This is a genomic window from Cytobacillus solani, assembly GCF_001420595.1.
GTDB lineage: Bacteria > Bacillota > Bacilli > Bacillales > Cytobacillaceae > Cytobacillus > Cytobacillus solani.
In genome coordinates this window covers 1,560,197-1,585,755 of sequence record NZ_LJIX01000006.1, presented here as the reverse complement: position 1 = coordinate 1,585,755, position 25,559 = coordinate 1,560,197, and the positions used below count along the sequence as shown (strand labels likewise).

36 protein-coding genes and 1 pseudogene are annotated in these 25,559 nt (G+C 39.6%); 11 read left to right on the top strand and 26 right to left on the bottom strand.

The window, feature by feature from the left end; translation table 11 throughout:
• Positions 1-23 precede the first annotated feature (23 nt).
• The 19 genes from AN957_RS09690 to AN957_RS26785 form a co-directional block, all read right to left on the bottom strand.
• Positions 24-1,019, bottom strand: coding sequence for a toprim domain-containing protein (locus AN957_RS09690; RefSeq protein WP_056683745.1), 996 nt, complete (start codon positions 1,017-1,019; stop codon positions 24-26).
• Between the two features lie 132 nt (positions 1,020-1,151).
• Positions 1,152-2,492 (bottom strand): P-loop NTPase family protein, encoded by a 1,341-nt coding sequence (locus tag AN957_RS09685; protein ID WP_056683741.1) that lies wholly within the window; start codon positions 2,490-2,492, stop codon positions 1,152-1,154.
• 102 nt (positions 2,493-2,594) lie between these two features.
• Positions 2,595-2,744, bottom strand: a complete 150-nt coding sequence (locus AN957_RS27635; RefSeq protein ID WP_156341133.1) for a hypothetical protein — start codon at positions 2,742-2,744, stop codon at positions 2,595-2,597.
• A 223-nt stretch (positions 2,745-2,967) separates the two neighbouring features.
• Positions 2,968-3,393: a hypothetical protein gene (locus AN957_RS09680; RefSeq protein WP_056683739.1), complete on the bottom strand. Its 426-nt coding sequence runs from the start codon at positions 3,391-3,393 to the stop codon at positions 2,968-2,970.
• Complete coding sequence (locus AN957_RS09675) at positions 3,390-3,791, bottom strand: hypothetical protein (protein WP_056683736.1); 402 nt, start codon at positions 3,789-3,791, stop codon at positions 3,390-3,392. Before AN957_RS09675 ends, AN957_RS09680 begins: the two co-directional genes overlap by 4 nt.
• Positions 3,791-4,591, bottom strand: coding sequence for a P-loop NTPase family protein (locus AN957_RS09670; protein ID WP_425388881.1), 801 nt, complete (start codon positions 4,589-4,591; stop codon positions 3,791-3,793). Before AN957_RS09670 ends, AN957_RS09675 begins: the two co-directional genes overlap by 1 nt.
• Positions 4,591-5,076: a SprT-like domain-containing protein gene (locus tag AN957_RS09665; RefSeq protein WP_056683728.1), complete on the bottom strand. Its 486-nt coding sequence runs from the start codon at positions 5,074-5,076 to the stop codon at positions 4,591-4,593. Before AN957_RS09665 ends, AN957_RS09670 begins: the two co-directional genes overlap by 1 nt.
• A gap of 4 nt (positions 5,077-5,080) precedes the next feature.
• The gene (locus AN957_RS27630; protein WP_156341132.1) at positions 5,081-5,242 is read right to left on the bottom strand and encodes a hypothetical protein; all 162 of its coding nucleotides are present in this window, start codon (positions 5,240-5,242) and stop codon (positions 5,081-5,083) included.
• A gap of 168 nt (positions 5,243-5,410) precedes the next feature.
• On the bottom strand, positions 5,411-5,611 hold the full coding sequence (locus tag AN957_RS27625; protein ID WP_156341131.1) for a hypothetical protein: 201 nt from the start codon (positions 5,609-5,611) through the stop codon (positions 5,411-5,413).
• Positions 5,612-5,724: 113 nt separating this feature from the next.
• Positions 5,725-6,645: a hypothetical protein gene (locus AN957_RS09650; RefSeq protein WP_156341130.1), complete on the bottom strand. Its 921-nt coding sequence runs from the start codon at positions 6,643-6,645 to the stop codon at positions 5,725-5,727.
• 32 nt (positions 6,646-6,677) lie between these two features.
• The gene (locus tag AN957_RS09645; protein WP_056683717.1) at positions 6,678-7,055 is read right to left on the bottom strand and encodes a hypothetical protein; all 378 of its coding nucleotides are present in this window, start codon (positions 7,053-7,055) and stop codon (positions 6,678-6,680) included.
• Positions 7,033-7,302 (bottom strand): hypothetical protein, encoded by a 270-nt coding sequence (locus AN957_RS09640; RefSeq protein ID WP_056683714.1) that lies wholly within the window; start codon positions 7,300-7,302, stop codon positions 7,033-7,035. The genes AN957_RS09645 and AN957_RS09640 overlap by 23 nt, the downstream gene beginning before the upstream one ends.
• Positions 7,299-7,706, bottom strand: a complete 408-nt coding sequence (locus AN957_RS09635) for a hypothetical protein (RefSeq protein ID WP_056683711.1) — start codon at positions 7,704-7,706, stop codon at positions 7,299-7,301. Before AN957_RS09635 ends, AN957_RS09640 begins: the two co-directional genes overlap by 4 nt.
• Positions 7,706-8,053: a hypothetical protein gene (locus AN957_RS09630; protein ID WP_056683709.1), complete on the bottom strand. Its 348-nt coding sequence runs from the start codon at positions 8,051-8,053 to the stop codon at positions 7,706-7,708. The genes AN957_RS09635 and AN957_RS09630 overlap by 1 nt, the downstream gene beginning before the upstream one ends.
• A gap of 72 nt (positions 8,054-8,125) precedes the next feature.
• Complete coding sequence (locus AN957_RS09625; RefSeq protein WP_056683705.1) at positions 8,126-8,431, bottom strand: hypothetical protein; 306 nt, start codon at positions 8,429-8,431, stop codon at positions 8,126-8,128.
• 72 nt (positions 8,432-8,503) lie between these two features.
• Entirely contained in the window at positions 8,504-8,860 is a 357-nt protein-coding gene (locus AN957_RS09620) for a hypothetical protein (RefSeq protein WP_056683702.1), read from the bottom strand.
• 17 nt (positions 8,861-8,877) lie between these two features.
• On the bottom strand, positions 8,878-9,159 hold the full coding sequence (locus AN957_RS09615; protein ID WP_056683699.1) for a DUF2314 domain-containing protein: 282 nt from the start codon (positions 9,157-9,159) through the stop codon (positions 8,878-8,880).
• A 165-nt stretch (positions 9,160-9,324) separates the two neighbouring features.
• On the bottom strand, positions 9,325-9,789 hold the full coding sequence (locus AN957_RS09610) for a hypothetical protein (protein WP_056683695.1): 465 nt from the start codon (positions 9,787-9,789) through the stop codon (positions 9,325-9,327).
• Positions 9,790-9,808: 19 nt separating this feature from the next.
• Positions 9,809-10,594, bottom strand: coding sequence for a phage antirepressor KilAC domain-containing protein (locus tag AN957_RS26785; RefSeq protein ID WP_075209118.1), 786 nt, complete (start codon positions 10,592-10,594; stop codon positions 9,809-9,811).
• A 766-nt stretch (positions 10,595-11,360) separates the two neighbouring features.
• On the opposite strand from AN957_RS26785, the pseudogene AN957_RS29115 reads away from it, so the two are divergent.
• Positions 11,361-11,626, top strand: a pseudogene (locus AN957_RS29115) (DUF771 domain-containing protein).
• Between the two features lie 1,026 nt (positions 11,627-12,652).
• On the opposite strand, the gene AN957_RS09600 reads toward AN957_RS29115, so the two are convergent.
• Entirely contained in the window at positions 12,653-13,243 is a 591-nt protein-coding gene (locus AN957_RS09600) for a hypothetical protein (protein ID WP_056683692.1), read from the bottom strand.
• A 208-nt stretch (positions 13,244-13,451) separates the two neighbouring features.
• Here AN957_RS09600 and AN957_RS27615 point away from each other — a divergent pair, with 208 nt between their 5' ends.
• The 5 genes from AN957_RS27615 (at position 13,452) to AN957_RS28465 (ending at position 16,064) form a co-directional block, all read left to right on the top strand.
• Positions 13,452-13,589 carry a hypothetical protein gene (locus AN957_RS27615; RefSeq protein WP_156341129.1) on the top strand — a complete coding sequence of 46 codons (138 nt, stop codon included), beginning with the start codon at positions 13,452-13,454 and terminating at the stop codon, positions 13,587-13,589.
• A gap of 239 nt (positions 13,590-13,828) precedes the next feature.
• The gene (locus AN957_RS09595; protein WP_053475381.1) at positions 13,829-14,125 is read left to right on the top strand and encodes a hypothetical protein; all 297 of its coding nucleotides are present in this window, start codon (positions 13,829-13,831) and stop codon (positions 14,123-14,125) included.
• Between the two features lie 157 nt (positions 14,126-14,282).
• A complete protein-coding gene (locus AN957_RS09590; RefSeq protein WP_053475380.1) occupies positions 14,283-14,669 on the top strand; it encodes a YvaD family protein in 387 nt (128 codons plus the stop codon).
• Between the two features lie 211 nt (positions 14,670-14,880).
• Entirely contained in the window at positions 14,881-15,093 is a 213-nt protein-coding gene (locus AN957_RS09585) for a hypothetical protein (protein ID WP_056683689.1), read from the top strand.
• Between the two features lie 746 nt (positions 15,094-15,839).
• Complete coding sequence (locus tag AN957_RS28465; protein WP_056683686.1) at positions 15,840-16,064, top strand: hypothetical protein; 225 nt, start codon at positions 15,840-15,842, stop codon at positions 16,062-16,064.
• Here AN957_RS28465 and AN957_RS28045 read toward each other — a convergent pair.
• Positions 16,021-16,170 carry a hypothetical protein gene (locus tag AN957_RS28045; protein WP_172797630.1) on the bottom strand — a complete coding sequence of 50 codons (150 nt, stop codon included), beginning with the start codon at positions 16,168-16,170 and terminating at the stop codon, positions 16,021-16,023. The two genes, AN957_RS28465 and AN957_RS28045, sit on opposite strands and share 44 nt — an antisense overlap.
• Before the next feature lie 1,709 nt (positions 16,171-17,879).
• On the opposite strand from AN957_RS28045, the gene AN957_RS09570 reads away from it, so the two are divergent.
• From AN957_RS09570 to AN957_RS09555, 4 genes are all read left to right on the top strand, one after another.
• The gene (locus tag AN957_RS09570; RefSeq protein ID WP_056683680.1) at positions 17,880-18,407 is read left to right on the top strand and encodes a CBO0543 family protein; all 528 of its coding nucleotides are present in this window, start codon (positions 17,880-17,882) and stop codon (positions 18,405-18,407) included.
• Positions 18,408-19,061: 654 nt separating this feature from the next.
• Positions 19,062-19,616, top strand: a complete 555-nt coding sequence (locus AN957_RS09565; RefSeq protein ID WP_053475375.1) for a CBO0543 family protein — start codon at positions 19,062-19,064, stop codon at positions 19,614-19,616.
• A gap of 147 nt (positions 19,617-19,763) precedes the next feature.
• Positions 19,764-20,279: a DUF3189 family protein gene (locus AN957_RS09560; protein WP_056683676.1), complete on the top strand. Its 516-nt coding sequence runs from the start codon at positions 19,764-19,766 to the stop codon at positions 20,277-20,279.
• Between the two features lie 15 nt (positions 20,280-20,294).
• Positions 20,295-21,152 carry a manganese catalase family protein gene (locus tag AN957_RS09555; protein ID WP_056683670.1) on the top strand — a complete coding sequence of 286 codons (858 nt, stop codon included), beginning with the start codon at positions 20,295-20,297 and terminating at the stop codon, positions 21,150-21,152.
• A 46-nt stretch (positions 21,153-21,198) separates the two neighbouring features.
• On the opposite strand, the gene AN957_RS09550 is transcribed toward AN957_RS09555, so the two are convergent.
• From AN957_RS09550 to AN957_RS28040, 5 genes are all read right to left on the bottom strand, one after another.
• The gene (locus AN957_RS09550) at positions 21,199-22,140 is read right to left on the bottom strand and encodes an alpha/beta hydrolase family protein (protein ID WP_053475372.1); all 942 of its coding nucleotides are present in this window, start codon (positions 22,138-22,140) and stop codon (positions 21,199-21,201) included.
• Complete coding sequence (locus tag AN957_RS09545) at positions 22,133-22,678, bottom strand: helix-turn-helix domain-containing protein (RefSeq protein WP_056683667.1); 546 nt, start codon at positions 22,676-22,678, stop codon at positions 22,133-22,135. Before AN957_RS09545 ends, AN957_RS09550 begins: the two co-directional genes overlap by 8 nt.
• A gap of 230 nt (positions 22,679-22,908) precedes the next feature.
• On the bottom strand, positions 22,909-23,565 hold the full coding sequence (locus AN957_RS09540) for a GAP family protein (RefSeq protein ID WP_053475370.1): 657 nt from the start codon (positions 23,563-23,565) through the stop codon (positions 22,909-22,911).
• Positions 23,566-23,578: 13 nt separating this feature from the next.
• A complete protein-coding gene (locus AN957_RS09535; RefSeq protein ID WP_053475369.1) occupies positions 23,579-24,334 on the bottom strand; it encodes a MerR family transcriptional regulator in 756 nt (251 codons plus the stop codon).
• Positions 24,335-24,408: 74 nt separating this feature from the next.
• Positions 24,409-24,552, bottom strand: a complete 144-nt coding sequence (locus AN957_RS28040) for a hypothetical protein (RefSeq protein WP_053475368.1) — start codon at positions 24,550-24,552, stop codon at positions 24,409-24,411.
• A 193-nt stretch (positions 24,553-24,745) separates the two neighbouring features.
• Here AN957_RS28040 and AN957_RS09525 point away from each other — a divergent pair, with 193 nt between their 5' ends.
• Entirely contained in the window at positions 24,746-25,414 is a 669-nt protein-coding gene (locus AN957_RS09525; RefSeq protein WP_056683664.1) for a DUF4097 family beta strand repeat-containing protein, read from the top strand.
• Positions 25,415-25,559: the final 145 nt, after the last annotated feature.

The window sequence follows — 25,559 nt, the reverse complement described above, 5'->3', positions numbered from 1 at the left end:
CGTTACGTAACGGGTAAGAGGCGTTACTTACCCAGCGACAGACTCCGTGGTTTCACGGACAACAACGGCCTTACTTCCGACTTATCCACCGCATTCCTCAACGCATACTCCCCATATCTCACCAAAGCCTCGTTTGCGTCCTTAAACTCCGCATCTACATACGCCTGCCTAACGCGCACATGTCCGCTCATTACTCGCTCAACTTGCTCTCGTAATTTTTCGCCTGCCTTATCGTTGTCTGTTGCGATAACTAATTCCTCGATCGGCGACCGCTTGATGATGTCCGCTTGCACACCGTTAAAATTCGCCCCGCCAACCGCTATCGCTGCGTAACCTGCTTGCCGCCAGCTTAACGCATCAATTTCCGCTTCACACAAGATTGCCGTCTTATGCTTCGCCGATTCAATTCCGTAAACCAATTCGCGCACAGGCGTCGCCCCTCGATGATACCAAAACATTTTTCCGCGAACCGTGCGAAATTTCACACTACGAAGGCGCCCGTTTGCGTCGAGCCACGGGATAACGACCGCCCGACTTTTCGCGTCGAATAGCACGCCCGCCTCCGCCTGGACTTCCTTGCTTATCCCGCGAGATTCCAAGTACGTATAGTCCGTTGTGAATTCGCTTAGTTCCGCTTCTGCCAACGGCTGCCTAGCCTGCTGAACTTTTAATCGCGGCGGTATAAGTTTTATATCGGTCGTGTCTTGCGAGAATCCATAGGTGTTTAGCAGGTATTCTTCCGTTTCGCCGTAGGTCTCATTGCGTAAAAATGAAAGCAGTTTCACGAGGCCGCCGCTTGCCCACTCCGAATCGTAAGCTCCGCTATCTGACCAAGTGCCCGCCGGATAGTCTCCGTATGGTTCGAGCCGGACGAAGAAACTCGGCGTCTGATCGTAGCGAAACGGGCTTGCTGCGAGTAACTTGTCGCCTGTCCAACGTGGGCGCGTCCAGTTGAATTCGCGCAGCTCCGCTTCGACGTCGACTTCTACCGGTTGATTACGTATATGAATCGTTGCCATTTGCGCCTCCTTATTTCGTAGTATACTTCGCTTGTCTATTTCTCGTAAAACGTCAAATTCCGCCGTTTTTTATACGTTCGGTCTAGATCAACTGTGGATTTTACTCATTCGCACGCCGTTTTTCGCAGTTTCTTAAAATCCGAACTGCCCCGCAACTGCTGCGCCCGATTCCGGCTGCTTGACGATGCCTACTTGCGGAATATACAGTATTTCTACGCTGTCGCCTTCGCCACCGTCGCGCCCTTTATTTACGCCGACCAATCCGCGACCCTGCTTGTAGTCCGTATCGACTCCGATCAGCAAATACGCGTCCTCCATTAATTGCGTAGTTTTCTTTACGTCGTCACGGTCGGGCAACTTTAATTCGCGGTTTCCTTCATCGTCCGATTCGCCCTTCTTTACGTCAGCCTGCGTAATGGCAACGATAACAGTCGACGTTCGCCCCGCCAATGCTCGCAACTTCATCGAGGTATTCGCCGCATCGCCGCCCGTTGTTTTTGACGTATTCTTCTCGTAGTGCAAATAGTAGAAAGGGTCGACGACCACGAAATCCGCTTTTGTCGCGAGTATATCGGATTCAAGCGCCTTTAAACTACGGTTCGAAAAATCTTCGTCATCGACTGCACGCACCGTAATATTGCCGGCGATTCGTTCGTTCATAGTTGCGATAAACTGTTTAAACGCCGACTCGAATTCCTCCGATAATTTGCCGAGCCGAACGTCGCGACTTTCGAAGCCAGCGTTAAGATTAATGCCGTTAATTTTCGCTTGTGTTATGCCTTCATCGCCGGAAATGCTAACGTAAATACGGACGAGTAACTCAAACCAGCCCATTTCCATCGCCCATATTAAAACATTCGCGCCCTGCATGGCGGCATATATCGCATCCTCTAGTGTAATAACGGACTTTCCGCGACCTGACTCGCCGTATACCGTGTATAAATTCGACGATACATACTCGCCGATCGCGCTAAACTTCGACTGCCAAATGCGGAACGACTCGCCAGCCTTGCGCCGTTCGTATTCCGCGAGAAACTTGTCGCCGTCGTGTTTGACGTCTGTTCCTATTTTACTCAGAACACTTGTTCTTAGTTTAATCGAATTTATGTCGGAAATCAAGCCGTCAAGAAACGAAAATATGTCCGCGTGACCGTCCGTCTCGAATTTCTTGCCGAGTTCTTCGTTAACATATTTCGCGAACTGGACTTGCGCCGAATGCTTTTTGATTTCGCGCGCTAGGAATTCGTAGCTGTCGCCGACCTGTGGCTGATAATCAAACGCTGGGCATTCGGCTGTGAGTGTCGCATAGCTTGGCGCCTGGCCTCGATTGCGCTCGGCGTAGTCGGTGATAAAGCGATAGATTTGACGCTCGCCATCCGTGGGCATGTCGCCTTCGGTTACGTTGAAGCGTGCGAGTGCTTGCGGATTGTTCTCGTCGACTATTTTCGAAAATAATAGATTCGGATAGTGCATGCGTCGACCTCCTTTGATATTCGTTATTGTATACGGAATGATATGGGAATAGAAAGAGAGACTTATCGACATTGTTGCGTAATAATTTCGAAATGTTCATTACTATTGTCGTACTTTTACTTTTCGTATCTTTGCCTTCGGATTGTTTGCCGTAAACTTTTTTATTGCAATTTCTTCATCAACCGCATAAACCCCATGACGATAAATCGCCCTTAATGGTGGTATCTCATATTCAATTTCATATATCACCATAATCATTTCCCCCTTCGTATCATTAGTCAATTTTCTTAACTAGGTAACGTTTGAAGCCATTCATCCTTTGTTAACGGATTATCAGTTTTCTTGCGATACTCTTGATACTCGTACTCAATCATGCCTTTATTGTGTTCTTCCTCTGACATATTACACACCCAACAATCACACATTTGGACAATCCCCTTTACTTCACATTTTATTTCAAAAGCGCAGCATCACTTTATTTTTCGCCAAGCCTCCGCAACTCCGCCAACCTCTCGCAATATTCCGCATCGCCAAACGTATCAGCCAACGCCTTGTAATCACGATACTCGTCCAATAAGGCGTCAATTTGCTCTGCTTGCGTCGGCTCATACGGAAACACTACGCTAATTCTCTCCGTCAAATACACCGCTGGAAACAGCCACGCTTCGTTATACCACGCGCCGTCACCGCCCTCGAATTGATACGCGAAAACGCCGAGGTTCGGAATAAACGCGCTCTGCTTGACGGTTTCATAACGTGGCTCGCGAACCTCGTGCGCATCCATGCCGTCGAGGACGTACGGGTCATATACGATAACTAGGTCGCCAGGCTCGTATGCCGGACCGTCTGCGAAATATACTTCGTCATCCTTCCGTTTGAATAGCCGTTTTAGCCAGTTCATTCGGACGCCTTCCGTTTATTAATATAGTCACGGTACTCCCTTTCAACTTCCGTATGTGTCTTGCCGATTTGTTTCAGTAAATATGCGAGAATATCCTCTTGGGCAATTTCTTCTCCGGTACAGAATGGGCAATACTTTGGTTGGATTGACGTATCGTCGATAACTTCCCCGATCGTTACCCATCCTTTTTCCTCCCAATCTTCCTCAATTCCGTACTCATTCTTCTGCGCTTCTGACCCGTCGTATATAACCCCATATTCGTATGCGTAATCAGACCCAATATCGTCGTTTACCACGCAACATGTGCCTAGCGTTTTACCGCAAGTAGTACAGCTTCCTACGTATTCTTCGTACCGGCTTTCACCACAACATTTACACGCATAATATGAAACTCCCATTACCTCAGCCCCCTTTTTGATTCGCCTGAGAAACTCAGCGTCAAGCACATGTCTAAAATCCTGTCCGCAAGCCTTTCCTCGCTGAATACGTCAACTAGGTCGTAAGGCTTGAACGCTTCAACTTTCGGCTCTTTGCCAACGTATTTAATCGGAAGATTGCTCGTATAAATAGTCGGCATCTTATTCGTAACGCGACGGTTGATAATCGAATGCAAATCCGCCCTAAAATTATCCGTGCAATCTCGAACACCAATATCGTCAATAATCGCTAATGGCGCAGTTTTTGCTCGTTCCATTGCGTTATAATATCGCTTGGCTGCCGGTTCAGCTATTGCGTCAGGAACTTTCGGTCGATTGAAGTTGTTATAATCCGTCTGCCAATTATTGCAATCGAGGAAGTAAGCCGGCTGCTGTAACGGTTGCAGTCCGCGTATTTTTGAACCGATGTAATGTGCGATAAGCCATTCGTTCAGCAAAGCGCTGGCTGTCGTTGTCTTGCCCGTTCCGGGGCTTTCGCTGAAAAGGTAAAGGCTTTTCACGCGCTCACCTTCCGTATCAAACTGGCGCTCAAATGTCGCGATATATTTGTCAACCGCGCGATAAACTGCCGCTTGGTTCTGACGAACGGGCGAATTGCTTGCGTTCACAAGCCGATAGTCATTCGGCACGCCAGCCGTTGCCACGCGTCCACTTACAGCGTTCAGTCCGTGGAGGGCGATGAAGTGCGGACAGTGTGCGTTGCAAGATTCGGAGTTTGCGAGTTTACACTGATTCGCGAGAATACAAGATTTAGCGTGCATTATACCGCCTCCGTTCCGTCATAAATTCGAAAGTCCACAACGTTTATAGGCGCTTTACAGCATCGCGATCGGTAAAGGTGCGGATATTTAAATACGCGTTGGCGCTCCGTCTCGTATTCCTTTCCACACTTCGTACAGTAATATTCGATATATTTCCCGACCTTAACGGGCGTGTTCGTACTACTGACGCCATGCTTTCGCAACTCATTTTCGAACTCAACGCGACCGTCTTGATACGGCTTTCCTTGCGTAAATAACGCGTAATGAATTAGTTCGTGATAAAGCGTATCGAGTACGACTTCGGTTGCGCCGTAGTCCATTAAATAGCCGGCTATTTCGATACACTCCGCCTGTTGCTTTACGGTGATAAAACAGCCCAACGTTCGTTTTAATCGACTATTTTTACGTATAGGAATCGCCAATTCCATATCGTAATGTTTTCGCAAAAAATCCTCGGCGTGCAGCGTAAGTTCTTCGATTGACATAGCGTCACTCCTTTCGGTATTTATCAATCACGTTCAATACGAGAAAACTGCCGTTCTCTTTTTCGAGTAATATGACGGTTATCCCGTCGTCTTGAATAACTCGTAGCGTGCCTTGCGTCCAATCTAAATCGCATTTATTCGTATAAATTTCTAACGGATTATACAACTCGCCACTCCCCTTTCCGTTCAGCTTCCGTCATACCCACGTTGTTATAAACGCAAGCATTTTCGCCAATCATCTTCGGAGCAAGCTCCGCAATTGTATAACGTCTGCCTATCACGCTTACAATTGCGGTGTCTCCGGTGGTTAATGCGCGGATTGCTTCTACTAGGTTCATTCGACTATTACCATCCGTTCCTTAAATTCCGCCTCGAATTCCTCGCGTGGTTTGCCGATTTTCTCTACTAGGAAGGTTACGAATTCGCCTAGATCAAGCTTTGTTCCGTCACATAAGTCGCAACAGTTCGGCGCTTCCTCTCCATACCAACTAGCCCGATGATGCCCTTCGCCAAGCTCTCCGTTCTTCTCGCGCATTTCATCGAAACAACTACCGCAAAGCGTCGATTCGCAATTTCCGCAATGTCCGTAGTGAACAACATCAGGAAATGCTTCGTTACATATTTCGCAAGAATAATAATCGATTCCCATTATTTCGTCACCGCCTTCGGTTCATTTTCGCGTGTGTCGTCGATGATTCTTACGACATTCTCCTCGTCAGTACCGCCGGGACCCTCTGCCGTTCTATAAAACTTATCGCCATTTTTGCGAGTTTCGATCTTGGTGATAGTCCGCAACCCTCGACTACATTCAAATAACCCTGTACGCTCGATAACGTCGCCTACTCGCACTTCCGTCGGCTGTGGCACGTTGAGATATTCGCTCGGCACTTCGAGGCCCAGCGCTCGGCGAAGGCTGATTGCGCGTCCGATATGGGCGTTAAAGCAGTCGGTCGGGGCGCATTTGGCGATTCCGCGTTCTAGTAACACTTGAAGATCACGAGAGTAAACTAAAGCGACGACCGTCCTTTTCTCACGGTTTACAACGAAATTGACCACTGTCCGCCAATTACGAAAAGCATTATTACCTTCGTCTCCTACTTTCGGGGAAATCATTAAGCCTTCCAGTTTCGCCACGTCGCGCTTTGCCTGTTCAATAATGCGCTCACGCGTAAGCACGTCGCGAATTTCCTGCGGAGTGCGGACGGCTAGGTGTCCGACTGGAGTGACCGCTGTCAAATCTCGTCTAGCATCCTCGTATCCTTTCGCTAATGACGCGAGTCTTAGCTCCTCGATTGCCTCCCGCGCTTGCTCGACTGCCTTTTCGTAACGTGCTTCGATTGTGTACACTTCGCTCGCCTCCGTTTTGTTTTCGACTATAACTTCATATTCGTAGTCAAATATTAATACGTCCGGTTTCCCGTTTATTATTGCAATCACGTTACTGGCGGAACTTTGGACGACGCCGATATCTCCGGTTTTGTATCGACCACTCTCACTTGGCGAAACCTTAGTAATCAAAATACGCTCCCCTACGTTTGCTTTGCGTTTTACCGTTTTAAATTTCGTCATAATTCCGATTCCTCCCCGTTTATAATTTTCGCCTACAACCATCCGATTTCTTCTTCCGTAATTGGCGCCGCTGTTGCCTGCGCTTTTGTCTTTCGCGCCTGTTCCGCTAACACTCTCGGCAACACTCGCCCGCGCTGATACGTAAACATGAACGCGAAATTTAAGCCGGGGTATTGCGGCGTTGGGCGATACTCCGCGAAACATGCATCGATAAACTTTCGCACAACCTCGGCGCCATGCTCGGCGATTAGCGTTTTGAGCCAGCGCCCTTCTAAGCCGTATGATCGCGTTGTGTAGGCGATGCCATAGCGTTCCTCGTGCGCATCCTTGAGATACTGCTGAAATGTGGCGATAGTCCAGTCGGCTTGCTCGCGATTGCGCCAGTCCTTAGCTGCGACTTTCTTCGGCATATTCTATCGCCTCCCTCGCTAGTTCAGCCGCTTGCCCTTCTACCCGATCGTAGATCAATTCGAGCGATGATTTAAGCGCGCCAACAACTCCGTTCATATATTCAATCTCCGCAATCAACGCATACACATCGTTAGGCATATCGGGCGTCACTGTCCACCGGTAAAATTCTTCGCCAGTTCTCATCGCGCGCTTAGTGTCCTCGTCGATTGTCCGCCATTTGGCTCGAAGCTTTTCTACGTTAATCATTCGCCATCACCTCCGTTGAAATACCGACTGATCGCTTCGTACGTTTCCGTTTCGTAACAGTGAACGTCGTCGAGCAAGTCGTGCGCCTCCGAAAGTAGACCGTTCGCTTGCGAAAGTTGTCTCTCTAACCGCTCAATCTCCGCTAATAACATTGGCACATCTTCGCGAGCTGATGAAATAAATTCTGCGTCGTTAGGGTTTGGGGGCGTTCCCTCCGTAGGATAATACGTTTCGCAATCGCCAAAATCCATTATGGCTGAACCCTCCGTGGTCACTAACATGGGCATTTCCGTATCCCATTCGTCCTCTACGTCGGTAAGCTTCTCCCATAACCACGGACCCGGCGTCGACCTTTTCGCTCGTTCGCGTATTGCGTTTAGTTGTTCGTTTGTTAATCGTTTCATTACGACCACCCCATCCGTATGCTGAATTTTTCACGTTCTGCTGACGCGATTTCGTACGTTTTTCGCGCTTCAACTACATTACCCGCGGCCTCAGTAAGTTCCCGTACCAATTCTTCGATGACTAACGTACGAGTCCATACGCTATCACCAAGGTAATACGTGTCTACGCACTCCCTTCGACGATTGTCTTGCGTAGTTATTGCCACATGAATATCGCCAATTATCCGATTGTACTTCGACTCCGCATCGTACTTTTCGGAGTGTGCTTTCTGTGCCGAAGTCTCTATTTGAACATACTCGTCAGTCAGCCCTTCTTCGATTACTTCTAAAGGCACTCTTACGTTCATCTGTTCCGCCTCCCAGCTTCGCTTAGTTTTCGCTTGATTTCCGGCGTTTTACCTCCGCCGAGGGTATTTCTATTACTTCGCTGTTATCGCGTTAATTTCGCGCCGAATCGCTTGTATTTCGCCTAGCAATTCCGCTATCGACTCCGCATTGCTATCGCGCTGTGTCTGTTCCGCAATCCAATTCAACGCTTGCTCGACCGTTCGGCAATACGCAACCTCGCGCCATTCTATACGAGGCTCGCCGGACTTGCCCTCCGCTTTCATGCGTTCCCAATTCGGTGACTTCGTTGGGTCTACGATGTGCTTGCGATTAACAATGACTTGCATCGGGTCTGACGTTAGTTTATACGTGGAATTTACCGTGATATTTAGCGACATTTAACTTCTCCTACCTTTCGTATTAGTTCGTGCTTAAAGCGTCTAATTTGCCGGAAAAATCATGCGTTGAGCTTACGCATTTATGCCTTCGATTTGGATGCCAAGTAGGTTAAGCGTTACTATGACGCCCTCTGTTCGACCTCTAAAAAACTGGTAGTGCGAAGACGTATCTGCATTCACGCGACACCGCTCCGTCTCGTTCAAATATTCTCGCACCTTTTCTTCGGGCGACTTTTCGATTTCGTAGCCGTTGACAAGTGCGGACATTAACGTGTCTAAATCTAACTTATGGAATGCGCTGTATTTCGGCGTCCAGCCAAATGTTTTCGGATTACAGAACGTGTATAGCAACGTCTTTTTACCGAACTCCCCTAAATACATTTCGATTGCCTCCGCGACTTCGCGAGGTAGCGTTACCTTTTTCGTCATATTAACGATTCCCCTTTCTAATAAGGTGCCGAAAGTATGTTGTAATGTTTAAACTTCACAACGTCACCATGTTTTACACTGCGTAGCCCTACTGGCTGATTGTGCAAAACGCCGTTAAAATTTTCCCCATCTGCAAATGTTACTAACACCCACATTCTTTCAGACTGCTTTCCTACTTCTTCAAAACATAGTTTTACATAAGTGTCTATTTTTATCTTCGCGATATCAGATTTAGTGGGTATTTCAAATGTATTAGGGTGTAGCTTATTTTGCACAACAGCGTTCATTAATTTATACATATCGCACCATCCTTTTTCGCGTTATCTTTTAAATTTAATATCGTAGCGACAATAGGTGCTTTTTCTATTGGCGCAATGTATTTATTCTTTTTAAAAGATTCTTTTTAAATAATTCTTTTTCATTAACGCTAGCGTAGAGTTAAATCTCCGCCAACGTAGAGCATATCAACACACCGATAGATTAACGCCTTTCTCCTTGCCGAGTAACTTGCCGATCGAGCCGCCCTGCCTAACGACGACCTGTCGTAATTCCTCCGCTATCTGCGTCTCATGTTCGCGAAATTGCGCGCGCTCTAACGGGTCGTGAACGATGTAATAAATCTTGTCCTTGCCGCGACCGCTCGGCTTGCGTTCGATTGTTACCAGTCCGCTCGCTTCGAGAATTTCGTCGAGAATGGGCAGCGTCGAAAACGAAAGCTGAAACTTTTCCGTCACCTTGCTGCGCCCGTTCCACGCCTTGCCTTGGTCGAAACTTGTGACGTCGTTGTTCCGGTAGCGCAACAAGTACAGATAGTACAGCGTTGCCTTATCGCCAATGTACGGATGGTACAAGTCGAATAGTTCGTGGAACATTAGCGAGAAGCCGGTGCGTGTGTTGCCTGTGCGGATATATGCGTTAGATTGCGTCATAGTTGCGCGTGACCTCCTTTTACTTACGTTGGATTCTACGGATTTCTGAAAGTTTCATCGCGTTTAGTTTACGAGTGCCTCCGTATTTATCTAATAAGCTATCAATATACGAAACGCCTTTAGCAGTAACGTAAGTCTGTACGTTGTTAAAATCACCGTAGTTCGAGGGCGTCTGTTTGACCACGAAATATCCGCTATTAATATACTGTTGATACGGAACTGGTGATGCTCCTTTTTGCGTAAATACTTCGATTGCTTTCAGTAACGCGGATAATTTGTTACGCCCTAATCCAACTGATTTACCTGCTTGTTCGAGCGTTTGGTAATTCTCGCCGGATATGAACCTATCGTGCTGCTCGGCTTTCGGACGCATAACTGCTATAACTTCGTTTTGTTTACGCACAGTTTCGAGTGTGGCGCTAAACATCAGCTTTGTTGAGTCGTCCGCGAACGGCAAGTACGTTTGAATGAATAACTCGTCATTCGCAACATATCCGCCTGTTTTTCTGATGGACGGGAGGACTTCGTTCGTAACCCAACGCTTGAATACTTTTGCTTCGGGCTTGTTACTCTTTAAAACTAAACTATACAGTCCGGATTCGTTTATAATAGTAGTTTCACGGTTTTGACCTCCTACACATAAAGTGTGTAGCAGTTTATCATCCTCATCTAAGCCTCTAGTTGCTGCGTAAGGATCACGAAATCCCAATATATTAGAAACATCTTTCGCAACAAACCACGGATTTCCTTTGATTTCTACGATTCGCACCTCGCTACTTTCAAAAACTTTCGTAATCTGATTCATTCGCTTTTCCTCCTTACTAAATTTAGATTTAATTGCGTAAGTTATATATGCGTTGGTGTAGATTACTCGGTAAATAAAAACGCCTCATACTTTAATAATCGTTCGAAGTTGATCGAGTGGGTCATTTTCTCCGCCTTCACATAAGATATTCGCTCACCCTTTCGCGAAAATAATTTCGCTTATATTTATTAGGACGCCAATCGAAATTACCTTCGCGCACTTTTTCGCAAATTTTTTCACCGCTTATTATATCTAATACAAGGCGCACTAATTTCGAGCATTAATTCGCAAAACTTTTTTCGCCTTCACAATATAATAGGAATGACGAGAAGGAATCGCGCAATTTTACACGAAACTTTTCCGCCCTCACTTATAATACGCAGCGAAAATTAATGTCGCGCACTTTTCCGCAAAAAAAAAATCGCCCGCAAAGGCGACTTCTTGACATATCGGGAAAAATTCGCAATAATTGCGTATGTAAGAACAAATAATTTACACCGTTGGACATACGTTGACACTGTCGGACATAAATATACGACAATCGCCGTAATGACAATGCGTTGACATATCGATGACATACCGAAGAGCCTCCTAAGCTGTAGGTCGTAGGTTCGATTCCTATCTGGGACGCTTGATACTAAAGGATTTATGGCAGTACATTTTATTTTTAAAAATTGGTTCGCCGAAAATCTGCCGAAAACGAAGAGACCTCATGGGTCTCTTTTTTCTCTACTTAACTTGAGGAGATAAATATGCAAAAACACTCATTGAAAAAGTTGAATATGAACAATTAAAACAACTGGAACCTCACTAGCGTTTATTGGACCAAGAAAGATCTTGAAGTACGAATTAAAAAGAAGAGTGAATGGATTAAAGAAAATATCCTTTATCCTTCAAGATTTAGAAAAGTGTACTAGATAGTGAAAATGGCGGATTTTTATACTATCAAAAATTGAGTGGACAATTATAGGCTTTCCAAGCGAGTAAGATGGCTATTTTCTTTGATAAAATTTTGCTGATATTTTTAATTGAACCTTCTCTGATCCGTTTTCTTTAATCACCGTTGCTTCATCTCGACAAATATTTTTTGTCTAGCTGCACATTTTATTTCACTAAACTAATGAATCTTGTAACTTTCTCCACTTCCACCAAATCATCTGTATCAATCCGACTTAGCAGCTGTTCTTGAAGTTTTTTGACATTTACCGCCATCATATCCCCCCTTACATGAAAAAAGCTTATAAATCTGGAATTTCGAGGCCCCTGCGGTCTAAATAGAATTTGAAAAAAATCAATTTTTTTGACCAAGGAAGTATTACCATTTTTCATCGTTCCATTTTGGTTTTTCTGAAACTCTACCGTGTATTTCGTTATGATGCTGCAAGCAAAATGTAATTGGATTATCCAGCTTCAAAGCTAACTCTGGATAGTCTTGGATTTATCTTTATTCTTGAATTTATACATATGATGTAATTCTGTGCCAAAAGTAATCTAGGGAAAACTTTTTTAACAGATGAACAAAGGATAAAAATAAGATACTATAATACAATTCTTTTTTCTCTTTTAATGGGATTTGGAATTACATACTTTCATATGCCATAAAAGTAAAACTTGATAATTTCGACTTTACTACCCAAAATATTATTTTTGGTTTAGTACTTTTCTTTATTTACTTCTTAATATTCCTTATCATTGCCACTCCAGTAGTAAAATAGATTGATAACTTCTTCATGAAATATCACTTTAAAATTAAAATAAAACTATCGGAACAATCTGATGTGTTATACATAATTGGTATGCTGCATTTGCTCTGAAAATCTTAACTCCCCCTTTAATCAAAACAATGATGAATACGTATTAATTCCTATGGAAGAAATAATGAAAAAGAAACTTATACTAGAGACAATCCCCAACCTCACCGAAGTGTATGGAACAAGTTATTTGATTTGTAAAATCTATACTATAAAAAGCCCTTGAATTTCTAAGGGCTTTTATTTAACTTTTTCTATCTTTTGCTTCCTAATTTAATTAATGCACCTGCTGAAGAAGTAGTTTTTATTATAAAGGAGAAGGAAACCTTGCTGCAGCAAAGAAATTTACTCTAGCTAAATTTGATATAATTCCAGAGTCCCCGAAATAGTTAGCAAAGACCTCTACCTCATCCCCAGCATCTAACCGTTCAATCGTGCTAGCAGTTGTCCCCGTAAAGTTAACAGCTGGCATAGCTGCCCGATAGTTATCAACTCTCTCTATAGTAGATCCATTAACGGATATAACAAGTGTAAATCTTTGACTTATATCAGAATTATTAGGATCTGCGACTACACCTGCTACAATAGAGTAAACCCCTGATTGCTTTGGAATAAATGTAGAGGTCCCTGCATTATATTCAGCATTTAAATCAAATACCAGTTCAGGAAACAGAAGTTTTGTATTGCCTTCTACTGGTTGACCAGTAGTATTCTCAGCTCTAAATGCAGATTGCGGCACTGGTCCTGGTATACCCTGTGGACCCGGTATTCCCTGTGGTCCCGGTATTCCCTGTGGACCTTGGGGACCTGGAGGACCGATTAATCTTGGTAGCTTTGGCGGTTTTGAACCCGGACTAAGTGGACAGCATCCCTGAAAAGGTTGGTTATTATTATCCATTGAAAATCACCTCATAAACTTTTCATCTTATAAAATATGTTTGTGAGTATGATAAGGATTGGACGCCTATTACATTTATAAAGAACCTACATTTGATTAACTAATAGTAATAAATTACTATTTTCTGATAATAACCAAAATTCCATTTATCGAGCTTCCTTTTTCTGTTAATATATTTTCAGATTCATGTAAAGTGAGGTGATAAAACATGAAAAAAATGCTTATAAGGCTTGGGTTGATAAGTGCCCTAATTTTAACCGTTTCACCCTCTGTATCAGCTGCAACAATTGAGCCACAAGGATGCTCTTTAATGGGTCCACCAAGATGGTGTGAAGGCGCTCAATAACACCTACCTTTGGCTGACTTCTTCTTTCCTCATACACTTCCAAGCAAAGTCAGCCTTTTCAAAATGAATTAACACTCCTATCATTAAGTTCACTTAAATTTCGTACTGTGAACAACTCGTAAGTTCTTATCACATTTTCATTACCCTCATACTTTTATTCGATATTTTTAGTGATATTTACCCAAGTTTTTTTATGTTATAATACAAATGTCCTAATGTTTAAAGGCAAGGAGTTTGTTATGAAAAAACTAGTTGATCCAATTGAGCATTTTGAAAAAATGTTACAAAAATATCCAGATGAAAAAAAGAATACATATGAATTTTATTCCTTTTTTAAAGATTTACCTTTAGCTAATCAAAGTTTTGACTATGTTCCAATCATTGAGTTAGGTACAATCTTCAAGTATAAAAAGCCTAAAATCTTCTTCGAAATGCGGAAATTTTCTAGCAAAAGTTATGTTATTGATCTTATAACTTCTTCTGAAACGGATCTACAGAGAGCGATAGACATAATTAACAAAATGAAAAATCAATAATTTTCTTTTATGTCACATTTTTTATCGTAAATACATTACTAAAATTGCATTTAATTCTTAAGTCAGGGATAGACATTTAGTGCTTACTGTGTTTCCATTGAAACTTTCACTGTTTTTATTCGTATATTTCATTGAAAATAATTCTAGGGAGATTACGATGAAAACTTTAAAAATACTATTTTTAATAACTGATATTGGCTTTATTATCTATTGGTTAGTTACATTTCTTGAATTAATTCCAAACGAGTATTTATTTAACGACTACAATAATCCTATTCTAGTCGCCTGGAATTGGTCATTTTTCCCTTTAGATATACTAGTATCAATTACTGGTCTAACAAGCTTATATTTATATAAAAAAGGGAATAATAATTGGAGCAAAATGGCACTAATATCACTAGTCCTTACATTCTGTGCTGGACTTCAAGCAATTTCTTTTTGGGCTTTCAGTAGTGATTTTGATATTACTTGGTGGATCCCTAATTTGTTCTTACTGATCTATCCATTATTTTTTATTCCAAATCTTTTAAGAAAAGTTATATAATCTTATTTTTAGCTCATCAGCCTTGGATGAGCTTTTTTAATTAGCGCAATGTACGAGTAATTAAACTAAGCTACCCTACTGTTTCCTTATCAACTATTGATACCTGTTAACTTAAAAAGTAAAATATTCATGTAATCAACTATCAAGCAATTCTGATAGACGAATTACTGAATTTAAAAATCATTAATTAATAAAAGGCTGGGATGTCCACATGGAATTTAATGTATCTCAATTAATTGAAGCAAAACGTCAAATTGATTCAACTTTACACAAACTAAGAGAAACAGTAAAAACCTTTGAAGCTAAAGAAAATCCAAATAAATATAAATCTCAAATTACCTTAGCTACAAGACGCATCGAAGCATTCGAAATTTCAGTATCTCTAATTGAAAGAGAATTAAATAACCTTGAAATAAAAAGCTAAAGATACTTGGTATTAACGAAAAGGAAATTTTTTCAAAAGGAACCTTAGTAGGTTCTTTTTCTAATTTTATCTTTCTCTAATCCCTAAAAGGTTTTTTTTTGCAGTTTTAGAAATATAGTCGTCATTACTTTTGCGCATGCCTCCCTTGCTCTATTGAATTACGGATTTCAAAAATACACCGAGAAGGCAACTGAAAACATGCAAAGATCATTTTTACCTTCTCTATTATTTGTGAAAAGATAAAAAATATATATGCGAGTTTCAAACTACTTCAATTCACCAAAGGAGCAAATAATTTTAATGTAAATCCGATAAATATTACAGGTGAAATTAAAATATTCAGAAAAAATGATTACTTCAGAATTCAAAGGAGATTAACACATCCAGAAACGATAACTTAAAAAATATTAATTCTAGCTTTTTATTTTTTTTACCAGTCCACACCAAATGTATATTTCTATATTTAAATGGAAGGGTAGTTAATACCAAGCAAGTCCAATCCTCAAGAAACCACAGCTAACAAGATTAGGTCCTTGCTCGCAACACACTGCTTTTCGTGTTTCATTCTTCATACAAACAAACCAACGAGTCTTGCTCCTGCGATTTCCAAATAACGGACGGTAGATTTAATTGCTTCATGTCATCACCTTCCTATGAAACTCAATAATCCTTTCTCGGCATTTCTAAAACTCAGTCATGCACCGAATCCTTCTCTGTTCATAATACGATTTGAAGGAGTGATAACTATGCCTTGGCAAAATAAAATTAGATATTTACTTGGCCAGTCTATTGGAATTTCGTTGTCTAATGGTCAAGGAACTTCTGGAGTACTCTGTGGTACTTCACAAGGAAAACTACTCGTAATCGAATATTTGTATCAGTCTCAATTCGCTTTAAAACAATACGATTTTCATATGATTCAAGATATTAATGGATTTCCTCCTTGCCAAAACCAACAGCCACGATACTAGCAATAACTACACTTTCATTCTCTTTATTTAATACTTCACCAAAAAACCATTCATCCCATATATTCATCAAATAATCACGAGTACCAAAACGCATAATGACAGACATTTAGAAATACAAGCTATAAATAGAAACATAGAAAACAACCTTTTATCGAGTTCGTTCTTATTTTTTTGGTATTATGTATAAATTGAATTTGATTACGATATTCTAATATCATGAAAAAATACTTACTACTCATACTTGGTTTTATATTTTGGTGGTTACTAATTGGTCTTGATCTTTATTATGACGGTGTCCTTAAATATCTTGATTGAGTAGGATAAGCGCCCAGCGCCTTGTCATATTACTATGATAGGTTTCCAAACGCTCTCCTCCGAACCGTACGTACACCTCTCAATGTATACGGCTCTCCACTTGTCTATCAATTTGAAGTGTTTAATACTTATTAAAGATTTTTATAATGCCTCACGCATTAACCTTTGTTGTATTAAACTAGACAAGCTGTTTCCCTTTGCCATGTAATAGGCTTTCCCTATCTCGGACTAATACGGAAACTCCGTTACCCTATTGGATATTCAGATACAACTATCATAGCCTCAAAAGGCTTTCCAACTTAGGTAATCCCCATTTAGACAGATAAAAACATAGCTTTTGTAATGTCGGAAGCGACTTTCGTCTGTTTCTGCTTATGGCAGTTGAGTGGATAAAATTCACTTGGCTCCATACCGAGTTTCATTATTTCGCCTTTACCCATATAGCGTTTCAGTATCCTTTCGCTACACGCAAGCATCATCGCTCTTAGACTATCGTTCAAGCAGTTTAGCTTTCTTCCTTGTTTACAATTTTCATCTAGCCATTCAGTCGTGACTTAGACACTAGTCAACTTACGGCTTTCCACACCATGCTACACTCCCCGTCCAGTTTCCTTTTCGGATAAGGTGGGTGATGATAGGTTTTAAACTGTGAATTTTAACCTACACTGTTGCCAAACAGTGAATTTTTAGCTGCCCTTATGGGCGCACAACTCGCTGCTTAATGTAGTTATTGAACAAGCACATTTTTTATTCACCTTGTACCGATCTAAAAAATTTGAATACTTTGTATCACACCCCTAGCTCCAGTTTGATACTTATTCTTAACTCCCTCTTTGCAGGCAATAGATGTAGTAGTGCCTGCAAAATTTATTAAATTGCAATTATTACTTTTCCCAGTCATTATTCAAAATGCTACATACAATAAACTTGTACAAACAATTCTTTTGCCATACAGTTTGCTTCTGAGCCATAATGGCTCCTTTTTTATACATAATTACTTTTTTGTTTCATATAAAAAAGAAATTATTTGCTATCGCATTAGGAATATTGACTTCTTCTACTGCTTTTGCTTCTGATGCATCTGCTGCATGTGGATGTACTTGGGGCAATAATAATCAGGTTTGTGAACCTTGATACTTAGGAGCGCTAACTTTCTTAGCGCTTCTTATTTATTCGAAAATTCAATAAACCAAATGCAAATTATGACTACTAGCTAATTATTGACAAAATATTTTGGATCCCCTATTTTTCCTTCTGTTAGCCTATTTTTTACGAGTATTTCGTATACTTCATGCAAATTTGCTCTTTATCGTGCAGGCACCTATTGAATATCCTCATTTTTTAATACTGCAAGTTTAATTTCATTCCCTATGTATTTGCCATCCTTTTCCCTCCTAATTACTTAATACTAAATTTGTTGCTTATTTTTTTACAATATTTAACATTATTACTTGTATACTTGTGCAAGATAACACTATGACTAAATGAAGGATGGTTAAAATGCATTCTATTATTGGAATATTTTTTTTAATTGCATCCCTTTTTTGGGGAGACTGGAAAAATTGGAGAAAATATTATTCGACTATCCTTTTTTTCATTATTGGTGACCTTTTATATAACTTCTTACTTAACCATTATTTATTATGGGAATACGTTCCTTCCTTTGATAAACGCTGGCTGCCTAACCATACATTTATTAATTTGTTTGCTATGTTAATTCTTTATCCAAGCACTGTGGTCATGTACCTAGGTAACTTTCCCGAAGGTAAATCACTCCTCAAGAAAATTTTATATATTTCTTTATGGGTTTTTATATATTTTTCAAAGGAAGTGGTAAACCTTCTGATTTTTGGCCATTTTTCACATAGTTATGACTGGAATTTACTCTGGTCATTATGTTTTGATGTAATTATCTTTTTAATATTATTGATTCATTATAGGTACCCTAGAATTGCAATCGTTCTTTCTGTAATTATCATTATTAGTTTTTGGAAATTGTTTGATGTGCCTATTTCAGGAATGAATTAAATACCATGAGGAAAGGACCTCTGGACTGGGTAACATCAAGACAATAACCCAATTCGGGTTCTTTTTAATGAAAATACATAATTCTTTTGTAAAATTATATTTTTTGTTGAAACTCACGTAGCGTCGTATTCTATACTCCTTATTAGGAGGCGATAGTAATGAAAAAATATTTTCAATGGAAAAATATTCTTTTACTTCTGTTGGCGAAATGATAAATGAGATAAAACCATATACTGACTACAAATGTAATTAACCATATTTATTTGCGGGCACTTACTGGTGCCCTTTTTTTAAAGGAAACATACTATAAAGTCTATTTCCTACTCTCCTCCTTTCACCTATCCTCTAGCTATCCGTTCCTGAACGAAAATTCAATTTAGAAAAGAGAACAACTTATTAACACATCTTTTTCTAATCTCACTGTTACTGCCTTAACTGGTTTGCCATCACTATCTAACGGATCTAAATTTAGCACCTGTAAACATTCTTATATATTATCGTTCCCTCATCCTTATTTCACATGGAAAACGCATATACCTCAAGTAAAGTGGGCATTGTATCAATACCGAGCAAGACCAATCCTCCACATATTTGACTACACACAAGATTCAGGTCTTTGCTCGGAAACTAGAATTTAGTATGGTTGGGGTGTCTATGAAAACTTCTGAAATACATATAGATATTCTAAAAATATATTCAAACTATAATCACGCTCATCATTCATTTATAGAGACATGGCAGCAAATGATACTTTTCACACCAAGATGGTGGTTAGCATTTATTTTAAGCACGCTGCCTTGGATTTTATGGTGGAAATTACACAACCCCAAATATACTGGTGATCTAATTCGAGCAGGTTTTTTTATGGCGATCATTACTTTAACACTTGATTCTGTTGGATTACAATTTGGTCTGTGGATTTATCCGTATATCATGTTTCCTTTCATTACGGGATATTTGCCATGGGATCTTACTTTATTACCAGTTTCTATCATGTTTATGATAGAAATTATGCCCCAACGGTCCCCCTTATTAAAAGGATTCATTTATGCAGGATTAGCAGCATTTGTAGGTGAACCATTAGCGATTGCCTTGGATTTATATAAGCCTATTCATTGGAGTAGCCTTTACTCTTTCCCGATATATATTTTATTGTTTCTTCTATCAAACAAAGTAGCGAAAAGCAAAACGTTCAATTCAAGGCTCTAATCGTTATTTCTCCATATATAAAAATAAATTATCGTACTTACATAAATAATAATATTCTATGATCCAACATAAGAAACACATTATAGTCATGTTTCACTTTAAAATTGGTCATGCTATTAACAAAGTAACTTTAGAAAGGCTGATAGCATGATATTTATTTATAATGATTACGGTGGTACTCATACTACTTCTTTAGCCGCTGCACTTCATTTGAAAATTATTAGTCCATCATCCTTCCCCTTAACTAAAGAAGAAATCCTGGCTGTCCCTTATTTCAATAAATTGACAAAGAAAGATTTTGGAAAATTAATATTTCATGGCAAAGATCAAGACGGACATCTTGTATATACGATAGGCAGAAAATCTCAAAAACTTGTGGTCCCTTCGCTTGAAAGCCTAGGACTCATGTTTTTTGAACATTTTAATATCAAAGAGCGATTGGTTTTTTCAAACACCTCGCCAACAGTGCCTACTATCATGTCTTTTGGTGGTTTTTTCTCCCGAGGATTAGGAATGGATGCCATTGGCGTACCCTTATTAGTTCAAGGGGCAAAAAAATGCTTAAATAATATTTATGAATTGGTCGAAACTACTAAGCAAGCAGCACTTATTTCAACAGAAGACCAGATTGTAGTGTTGGACAATAAACAATTTCAAAAGTAATTGGAGGAAGTTACTATGTATTTTTATAGAGAAGATCTAATCAATATGATCGTTCCAGATAAACCAGATCCACATGCAGCTAAAGTTCTTCAGGAAGCTCTCGGAGGGCAATTTGGTGAGATGCGAACATTGATGCAGTTCTCTTTCCAAAGTGCCAATTTTAGAGGGAAAGAAAAGAAATATCGCGACCTTATTAGAGGGGTATTCATAGAAGAACTAAGTCATGTAGAACTTGTCCAGACAACAATTAATCAACTCTTAAATGAGTCTGGCGGGGAGATGCCAGGTAATCAAGCTGCTGACGGTGCCCCTTTAAATGGTGTGATAGAAAATGGTGCAAATCCTCATCATTACATCATGGGTGCTAAAGCATCCCTTCCGGTTGACGCTGGCGGGAATCCTTGGAATGGCTCTTGGGTCTATGACCATGGCAATTTAGCAGCTAATTTACTTAATAATGTCGTCTTAGAATCAACTGGTGTACTCCAAAAATCTAGAATATATGAAATGAGCAGCAACAAAACCCTGCGAGAAACAATAGCATTTTTAATAGTGAGAGACAATGCTCACCAAAATGCATTCGCAAAGGCTCTTGAAACGTTAGGGGTAGATTGGGGGAAACTTTTTCCAATCCCTAACTATGATTTGAATAAATACCCTGAATGTCGAAAGTATGTCGAAATGGGCTTCCACAATGCTCAATTCAATTTTAGATTGGACAATACTTTAATCGGAGAGATTTTCTCAGGTAATACACCAAGCAGGAATGGCGGAGAGCTTATGGTCACTGAACCGCCAAAAGGATATCCTGTACCAGAAATGCCGGATATGCCAAATGAACATGCACCTGGACTTTATGACCTAAACAATTAAGAGCCTGTATAGGCTCCTTTTTATTGCTTTAAAAGTGTCACTTCATTTAATTGGTATTTCTTTGCAGCCATGTGCCCAACACATCTAATAATTCTTTATCCATTGGCTGATTTAGCTGTGATTTATATTCTTTCAATAACCCAAGCATCGTGTGCTGCCCTTCATACTTGCGGAAAATATGATTCATATCAGGTATGATATGCCACTCAGCTTCACCTTTAACCATTTCAGCCATCAATTTAGCATGTTCTGGAGGTACTTGAATATCTTTTTCACCAGTTATTGCCAAAACTGGACACGTCACTTCTTTTAAATAATCACAGACATTATAAGCATAAATCTCCCGTAACCATTTTGCATTCAGTTTAACACCCTGCAGTCTCATTACTGCCTTATCAGAATGTATAATTTTCGTAAGGATTTTGCTGTTTTGCTTTCTTGCTTTTTCTGTTACTTTTAATGTTCGAATAAGCCAGCCTTTTATCCCGTTTTTCCGATTTAATTCAGCGTATGCCAGTTCATTTTGCCTAGGAAGCAAATCTTTGGACGGTTCAGCTGCACCAGCAAGTAAAACAAGGCCGGAAACAGGGATTTTATTAAAGACAGCAGGCGCAATGAGTGCTCCCTCACTATGGCCTAAGATAAGGATTCTATTATTATCTACTTTCGGGTGAGATTGTAAGAATTTAATACACTCTACAGCGTCGTCAATTAAATCTGCTAGCCCTGTTTCAAGAAAGTTCCCTCCACTTTGAGAAGTTCCTCTTTTATCATAACGCAAAGTCACAAATCCTCTTAATGTTAAAAAATCTGCTAGATCTTTGTAGATATTCATCTTCATTTTCTTTAGATTCCCATTTCGATCTCCCTTACCTGAACCAGTAATGATTAAAATGGCTGGGAATGTAGAGTTGGATTCGTCAGGAATTGTTAATGTTCCACTTAGCGGATAAGTCGCTTGGATAATTACTTCATTGCTCTTATTCATGTTTTGCCTTCCCTTCCTTTTTAGGCATAGTAATCGTTGAAATAATCCTCTTTGTTCTTTCTGATGAAGGAGTATTTTGCGTATATTTTTCATACACCTTTCTTAAATCTTTTGCATAATCAAGGAACTCTGTATCTGAGAGATGTAAGGCAACTTGTCTATAGCCAACCCCATCTCGAAGAAAATCAATATCGCCAATATCAAGGTATGTCTCAAAATCAGAAGTTATTTGTGCAGTAAAGAATAGAAAATACTGCAAATGTTCTTCTTTAGTCAGTTCTTTTACATCATCATTTGTCATGTTTACTGAAGGTACATTTAATGAATAAACCTTTTCAATTGCACCGCGAATTTGATTTTCTTCCGTTATGATTAAAACCCCTGCTTTAACTAGTGCATCCAATTGCCTATATAAAGAAGCTTGAGAAACATCCTTCAATTCTGTTGCGACCTTTTTTGCTGTTTTACTCAATCCATCAAGGAACACTTGGATAATTTTGAAACGTACTGGATGCATGATGATTTCTACCTTATTCATAAACGCTCGTCTCCTTTATTATCACTTTATATAATATTATCAATATTGATAATAAATAACAATCATTTTTTCGTATTTCTTTTTGCTTGGCTGCCAGGTAATAAAAAAGCGATTGCTCTTTAATCAGCAATCGCACCATCAAGTGGAACTATTTTTTTAATTTGTATGCTATATCCATCAACTATGTAAGGGGGTTGATAATCCAATATATCTATTACACGTCGTGCAGCCTACAAATAATCCAGGCTATTGAAAATTAAGATGATCCCGACGATACAAACGATCCATGAAAGCGCCGATCCAGAGTGCTCCGCAATTTTCAGCCTTATCTTCTCGAGAGGCTTTTGCATTTTCTTACCTATCATAAGATAGAGAATAAACAATATTAATGGGGGCAAAACCATGATGAAATTGTATCCGACTAAAATGGCAGACCATTCCACCCATGAAAGACTTGAAGTAGTCATGATTCCGATAGCTGCAAAATAAGGAAATGCAGTTCCTACTTCTATTATTGAAGTAGTGATGCCTAATGCAACCATTGATAGAATGCTTCTAGACTTAGGTGCAGGCAGTTCTGAATTTTTCTTCGCTGGTATATAAAAACTGACAATGAATAATATCGCTCCAATAATGAAGACCGTCCAGCTCACGATACGATTTTGAATGATGCCAGAAAATGTATCAAACAAATAGTCCAAGCCTAGCATAAGAAGGACACCAACAGTAAAATAAAATCCCGCTACCGTTAATAAATAAATGAATAAACGCTGTTTCAACTTCCATTTATCCGTTAAAAGCAAATATACAGTTACCCCCAATGTTGATGGACTTAACGTATCTAATAGAGCTAATCCCCCTATGAGAACAAGCAGTTCTGCATTCACCTATTTATCCTCCTTATTCCCTTTGAGCTTTACCTCTCTTTAAATAAATGGCATATGCCTGATTCATAAACTCAAGAACATCTTCACCGATCGGGTATAATCCCAGTTTCTCTGATTGCTCTGAAGACATCCTTACCTTCCAAAGCTTATCTAAAAATTCATCCTCTCCATCAAATTCCTCTAAACGCTTTTCATCCATTCTTCTAATGATGTTTTGAACATTAGATGCTTCCGGACCATTCTTCATGTTGCGTTTTAACTGTCCTAATAGCGCAATCCATTCTAATACTTCAGAGCTTTCACTAGTCATACTAGGAACCTTATCCAATAATTCCTTGTCTTTTCCTTTAAATATAGATTCGCGAAAAGATTTCTGATTTTCCTTATCATTATTAGAAAGTCGCATGATTTTATGAATGGCTATCCATTCATCGTCCCCTTCTATTGCAATTCCATGGATCATTTCTCTTAATGCACGTTCTGTTTTCTTTAAATTTTCCTGTTCATTTATAACATAAGACAATTGTCTCTTTAAGCTTTTCGACCAATCCCAATCGGGGGAAGCAAGCATATTCTTAATTTCATCTAATGTAAATCCAACTTTTTTTAAAAATTGAACCTGCTGCAGTTTTTTTACTTCTTCATTTGTATATAAACGATGACCGCCTTCTGTTTTGGATGCTGGTTTTAATAAACCAATTTCATCGTAGTAACGGAGTGTTCTCACTGTAACACCTGTCAGATCTCTAACTTTATTAATGTGAATCAACGAGTATCCCCCTCTACTTTGTTTTAAAAATGTTCAACGGATTAATACTTTATACAATTTAATCATTCTATATCTTATTTTTCTTTAGAAAAAAAACTTTGAAGCAGATAGCCTGCGCCTAGTCCTACTAATACAGCTGGAAAGGGATGATCAATAATCAGCCCAATTCCTGCACCTATGATTACACAGCCATAAATAATTATATCTTTCTTCTTCATCAAAAAACCTCCACATCTTTTTAAATCTCCATTCACGAAAGAATGCAGCTTAGTCGTTACTAAAAACAGTATATAAAATGACGTCGCGTAACTTTCAAGTCTTATTTAATTATTTATTAATTTTCTACATATGCCTTGTAATTGACGTCGCGTAACGCTTTATCATGATATCCAATAAAAGGAGTGATGTGTAATGAGGAAAACCTGTTTGATCATACTTGTTATTCCTGCAGTCATTTTCTTAAGTGCCTGTATGGGAGAAAATGAAAGAGAAGACCTTCAAATAGCTTCTCTTAAGGATATTGATACCATACTAATTGATTATGGGAGTACAAATGTCAACATAGTTTCAGCAGATATAGATCATTTGGAGGTTTCTATGTTATTACATGATAATGGTCCGAGTATAGCAATAGATAAGGAAAAACATAAAGTAACCATTCAACAGAAAAAGGATCTAATCCGATTATTTAAGATCGGTAAAAAACCTCAATTGGAAGTTCGTATTCCTATTGAATTTACAGGAGAAATCATACTTGATGGCTCTTCAGGTGACGTATTGGGGGAAAATTTGCAAGCTCATAACATTCGAGTAAATGGAAGCAGCGGCAAGGTAGAACTTGATTTTCTTCAATTTAAAAGTAATATCAATGTTAAAACAACAAGTGGGAATATAAATATTTTTTTAAATGAGGATGAACCCGATGCCACACTACACCTTAAATCCAGCAGCGGAAGACATTCTGTCGGTTATGCATTGGAAAATGTTCAACAAAGCAGGAAAGAAACACGCGGAACAATTGGGAACGCAAATTATGAGATAAAGCTAGAAACCTCTTCAGGTAATATCTCATTAAATTAGAGCAGTAGACAAACATTATGCGATTGAATATCATTTGATTATCTTTTTTAGTCATATTTCATAACACACAAAAAGAAACTATTTTGAACAGATTGATCGAAATAGTTTCTTTCTCTTGTATTTTGAATATAGATATATAAAATTT

Excerpts from the sequence above, each read along its gene's own strand:
- AN957_RS09690 (WP_056683745.1), bottom strand. The coding sequence starts at position 1,019 with ATGGCAACGATTCATATACGTAATCAACCGGTAGAAGTCGACGTCGAA.
- AN957_RS09685 (WP_056683741.1), bottom strand. The coding sequence starts at position 2,492 with ATGCACTATCCGAATCTATTATTTTCGAAAATAGTCGACGAGAACAAT.
- AN957_RS27635 (WP_156341133.1), bottom strand. The coding sequence starts at position 2,744 with ATGGTGATATATGAAATTGAATATGAGATACCACCATTAAGGGCGATT.
- AN957_RS09680 (WP_056683739.1), bottom strand. The coding sequence starts at position 3,393 with ATGAACTGGCTAAAACGGCTATTCAAACGGAAGGATGACGAAGTATAT.
- AN957_RS09675 (WP_056683736.1), bottom strand. The coding sequence starts at position 3,791 with ATGGGAGTTTCATATTATGCGTGTAAATGTTGTGGTGAAAGCCGGTAC.
- AN957_RS09670 (WP_425388881.1), bottom strand. The coding sequence starts at position 4,591 with ATGCACGCTAAATCTTGTATTCTCGCGAATCAGTGTAAACTCGCAAAC.
- AN957_RS09665 (WP_056683728.1), bottom strand. The coding sequence starts at position 5,076 with ATGTCAATCGAAGAACTTACGCTGCACGCCGAGGATTTTTTGCGAAAA.
- AN957_RS27625 (WP_156341131.1), bottom strand. The coding sequence starts at position 5,611 with ATGCGCGAGAAGAACGGAGAGCTTGGCGAAGGGCATCATCGGGCTAGT.
- AN957_RS09650 (WP_156341130.1), bottom strand. The coding sequence starts at position 6,645 with ATGACGAAATTTAAAACGGTAAAACGCAAAGCAAACGTAGGGGAGCGT.
- AN957_RS09645 (WP_056683717.1), bottom strand. The coding sequence starts at position 7,055 with ATGCCGAAGAAAGTCGCAGCTAAGGACTGGCGCAATCGCGAGCAAGCC.
- AN957_RS09640 (WP_056683714.1), bottom strand. The coding sequence starts at position 7,302 with ATGATTAACGTAGAAAAGCTTCGAGCCAAATGGCGGACAATCGACGAG.
- AN957_RS09635 (WP_056683711.1), bottom strand. The coding sequence starts at position 7,706 with ATGAAACGATTAACAAACGAACAACTAAACGCAATACGCGAACGAGCG.
- AN957_RS09630 (WP_056683709.1), bottom strand. The coding sequence starts at position 8,053 with ATGAACGTAAGAGTGCCTTTAGAAGTAATCGAAGAAGGGCTGACTGAC.
- AN957_RS09625 (WP_056683705.1), bottom strand. The coding sequence starts at position 8,431 with ATGTCGCTAAATATCACGGTAAATTCCACGTATAAACTAACGTCAGAC.
- AN957_RS09620 (WP_056683702.1), bottom strand. The coding sequence starts at position 8,860 with ATGACGAAAAAGGTAACGCTACCTCGCGAAGTCGCGGAGGCAATCGAA.
- AN957_RS09615 (WP_056683699.1), bottom strand. The coding sequence starts at position 9,159 with ATGTATAAATTAATGAACGCTGTTGTGCAAAATAAGCTACACCCTAAT.
- AN957_RS09610 (WP_056683695.1), bottom strand. The coding sequence starts at position 9,789 with ATGACGCAATCTAACGCATATATCCGCACAGGCAACACACGCACCGGC.
- AN957_RS26785 (WP_075209118.1), bottom strand. The coding sequence starts at position 10,594 with ATGAATCAGATTACGAAAGTTTTTGAAAGTAGCGAGGTGCGAATCGTA.
- AN957_RS09600 (WP_056683692.1), bottom strand. The coding sequence starts at position 13,243 with ATGGATAATAATAACCAACCTTTTCAGGGATGCTGTCCACTTAGTCCG.
- AN957_RS27615 (WP_156341129.1), top strand. The coding sequence starts at position 13,452 with ATGAAAAAAATGCTTATAAGGCTTGGGTTGATAAGTGCCCTAATTTTA.
- AN957_RS09595 (WP_053475381.1), top strand. The coding sequence starts at position 13,829 with ATGAAAAAACTAGTTGATCCAATTGAGCATTTTGAAAAAATGTTACAA.
- AN957_RS09590 (WP_053475380.1), top strand. The coding sequence starts at position 14,283 with ATGAAAACTTTAAAAATACTATTTTTAATAACTGATATTGGCTTTATT.
- AN957_RS09585 (WP_056683689.1), top strand. The coding sequence starts at position 14,881 with ATGGAATTTAATGTATCTCAATTAATTGAAGCAAAACGTCAAATTGAT.
- AN957_RS28465 (WP_056683686.1), top strand. The coding sequence starts at position 15,840 with ATGCCTTGGCAAAATAAAATTAGATATTTACTTGGCCAGTCTATTGGA.
- AN957_RS28045 (WP_172797630.1), bottom strand. The coding sequence starts at position 16,170 with ATGTCTGTCATTATGCGTTTTGGTACTCGTGATTATTTGATGAATATA.
- AN957_RS09570 (WP_056683680.1), top strand. The coding sequence starts at position 17,880 with ATGCATTCTATTATTGGAATATTTTTTTTAATTGCATCCCTTTTTTGG.
- AN957_RS09565 (WP_053475375.1), top strand. The coding sequence starts at position 19,062 with ATGAAAACTTCTGAAATACATATAGATATTCTAAAAATATATTCAAAC.
- AN957_RS09560 (WP_056683676.1), top strand. The coding sequence starts at position 19,764 with ATGATATTTATTTATAATGATTACGGTGGTACTCATACTACTTCTTTA.
- AN957_RS09555 (WP_056683670.1), top strand. The coding sequence starts at position 20,295 with ATGTATTTTTATAGAGAAGATCTAATCAATATGATCGTTCCAGATAAA.
- AN957_RS09550 (WP_053475372.1), bottom strand. The coding sequence starts at position 22,140 with ATGAATAAGAGCAATGAAGTAATTATCCAAGCGACTTATCCGCTAAGT.
- AN957_RS09545 (WP_056683667.1), bottom strand. The coding sequence starts at position 22,678 with ATGAATAAGGTAGAAATCATCATGCATCCAGTACGTTTCAAAATTATC.
- AN957_RS28040 (WP_053475368.1), bottom strand. The coding sequence starts at position 24,552 with ATGAAGAAGAAAGATATAATTATTTATGGCTGTGTAATCATAGGTGCA.
- AN957_RS09525 (WP_056683664.1), top strand. The coding sequence starts at position 24,746 with ATGAGGAAAACCTGTTTGATCATACTTGTTATTCCTGCAGTCATTTTC.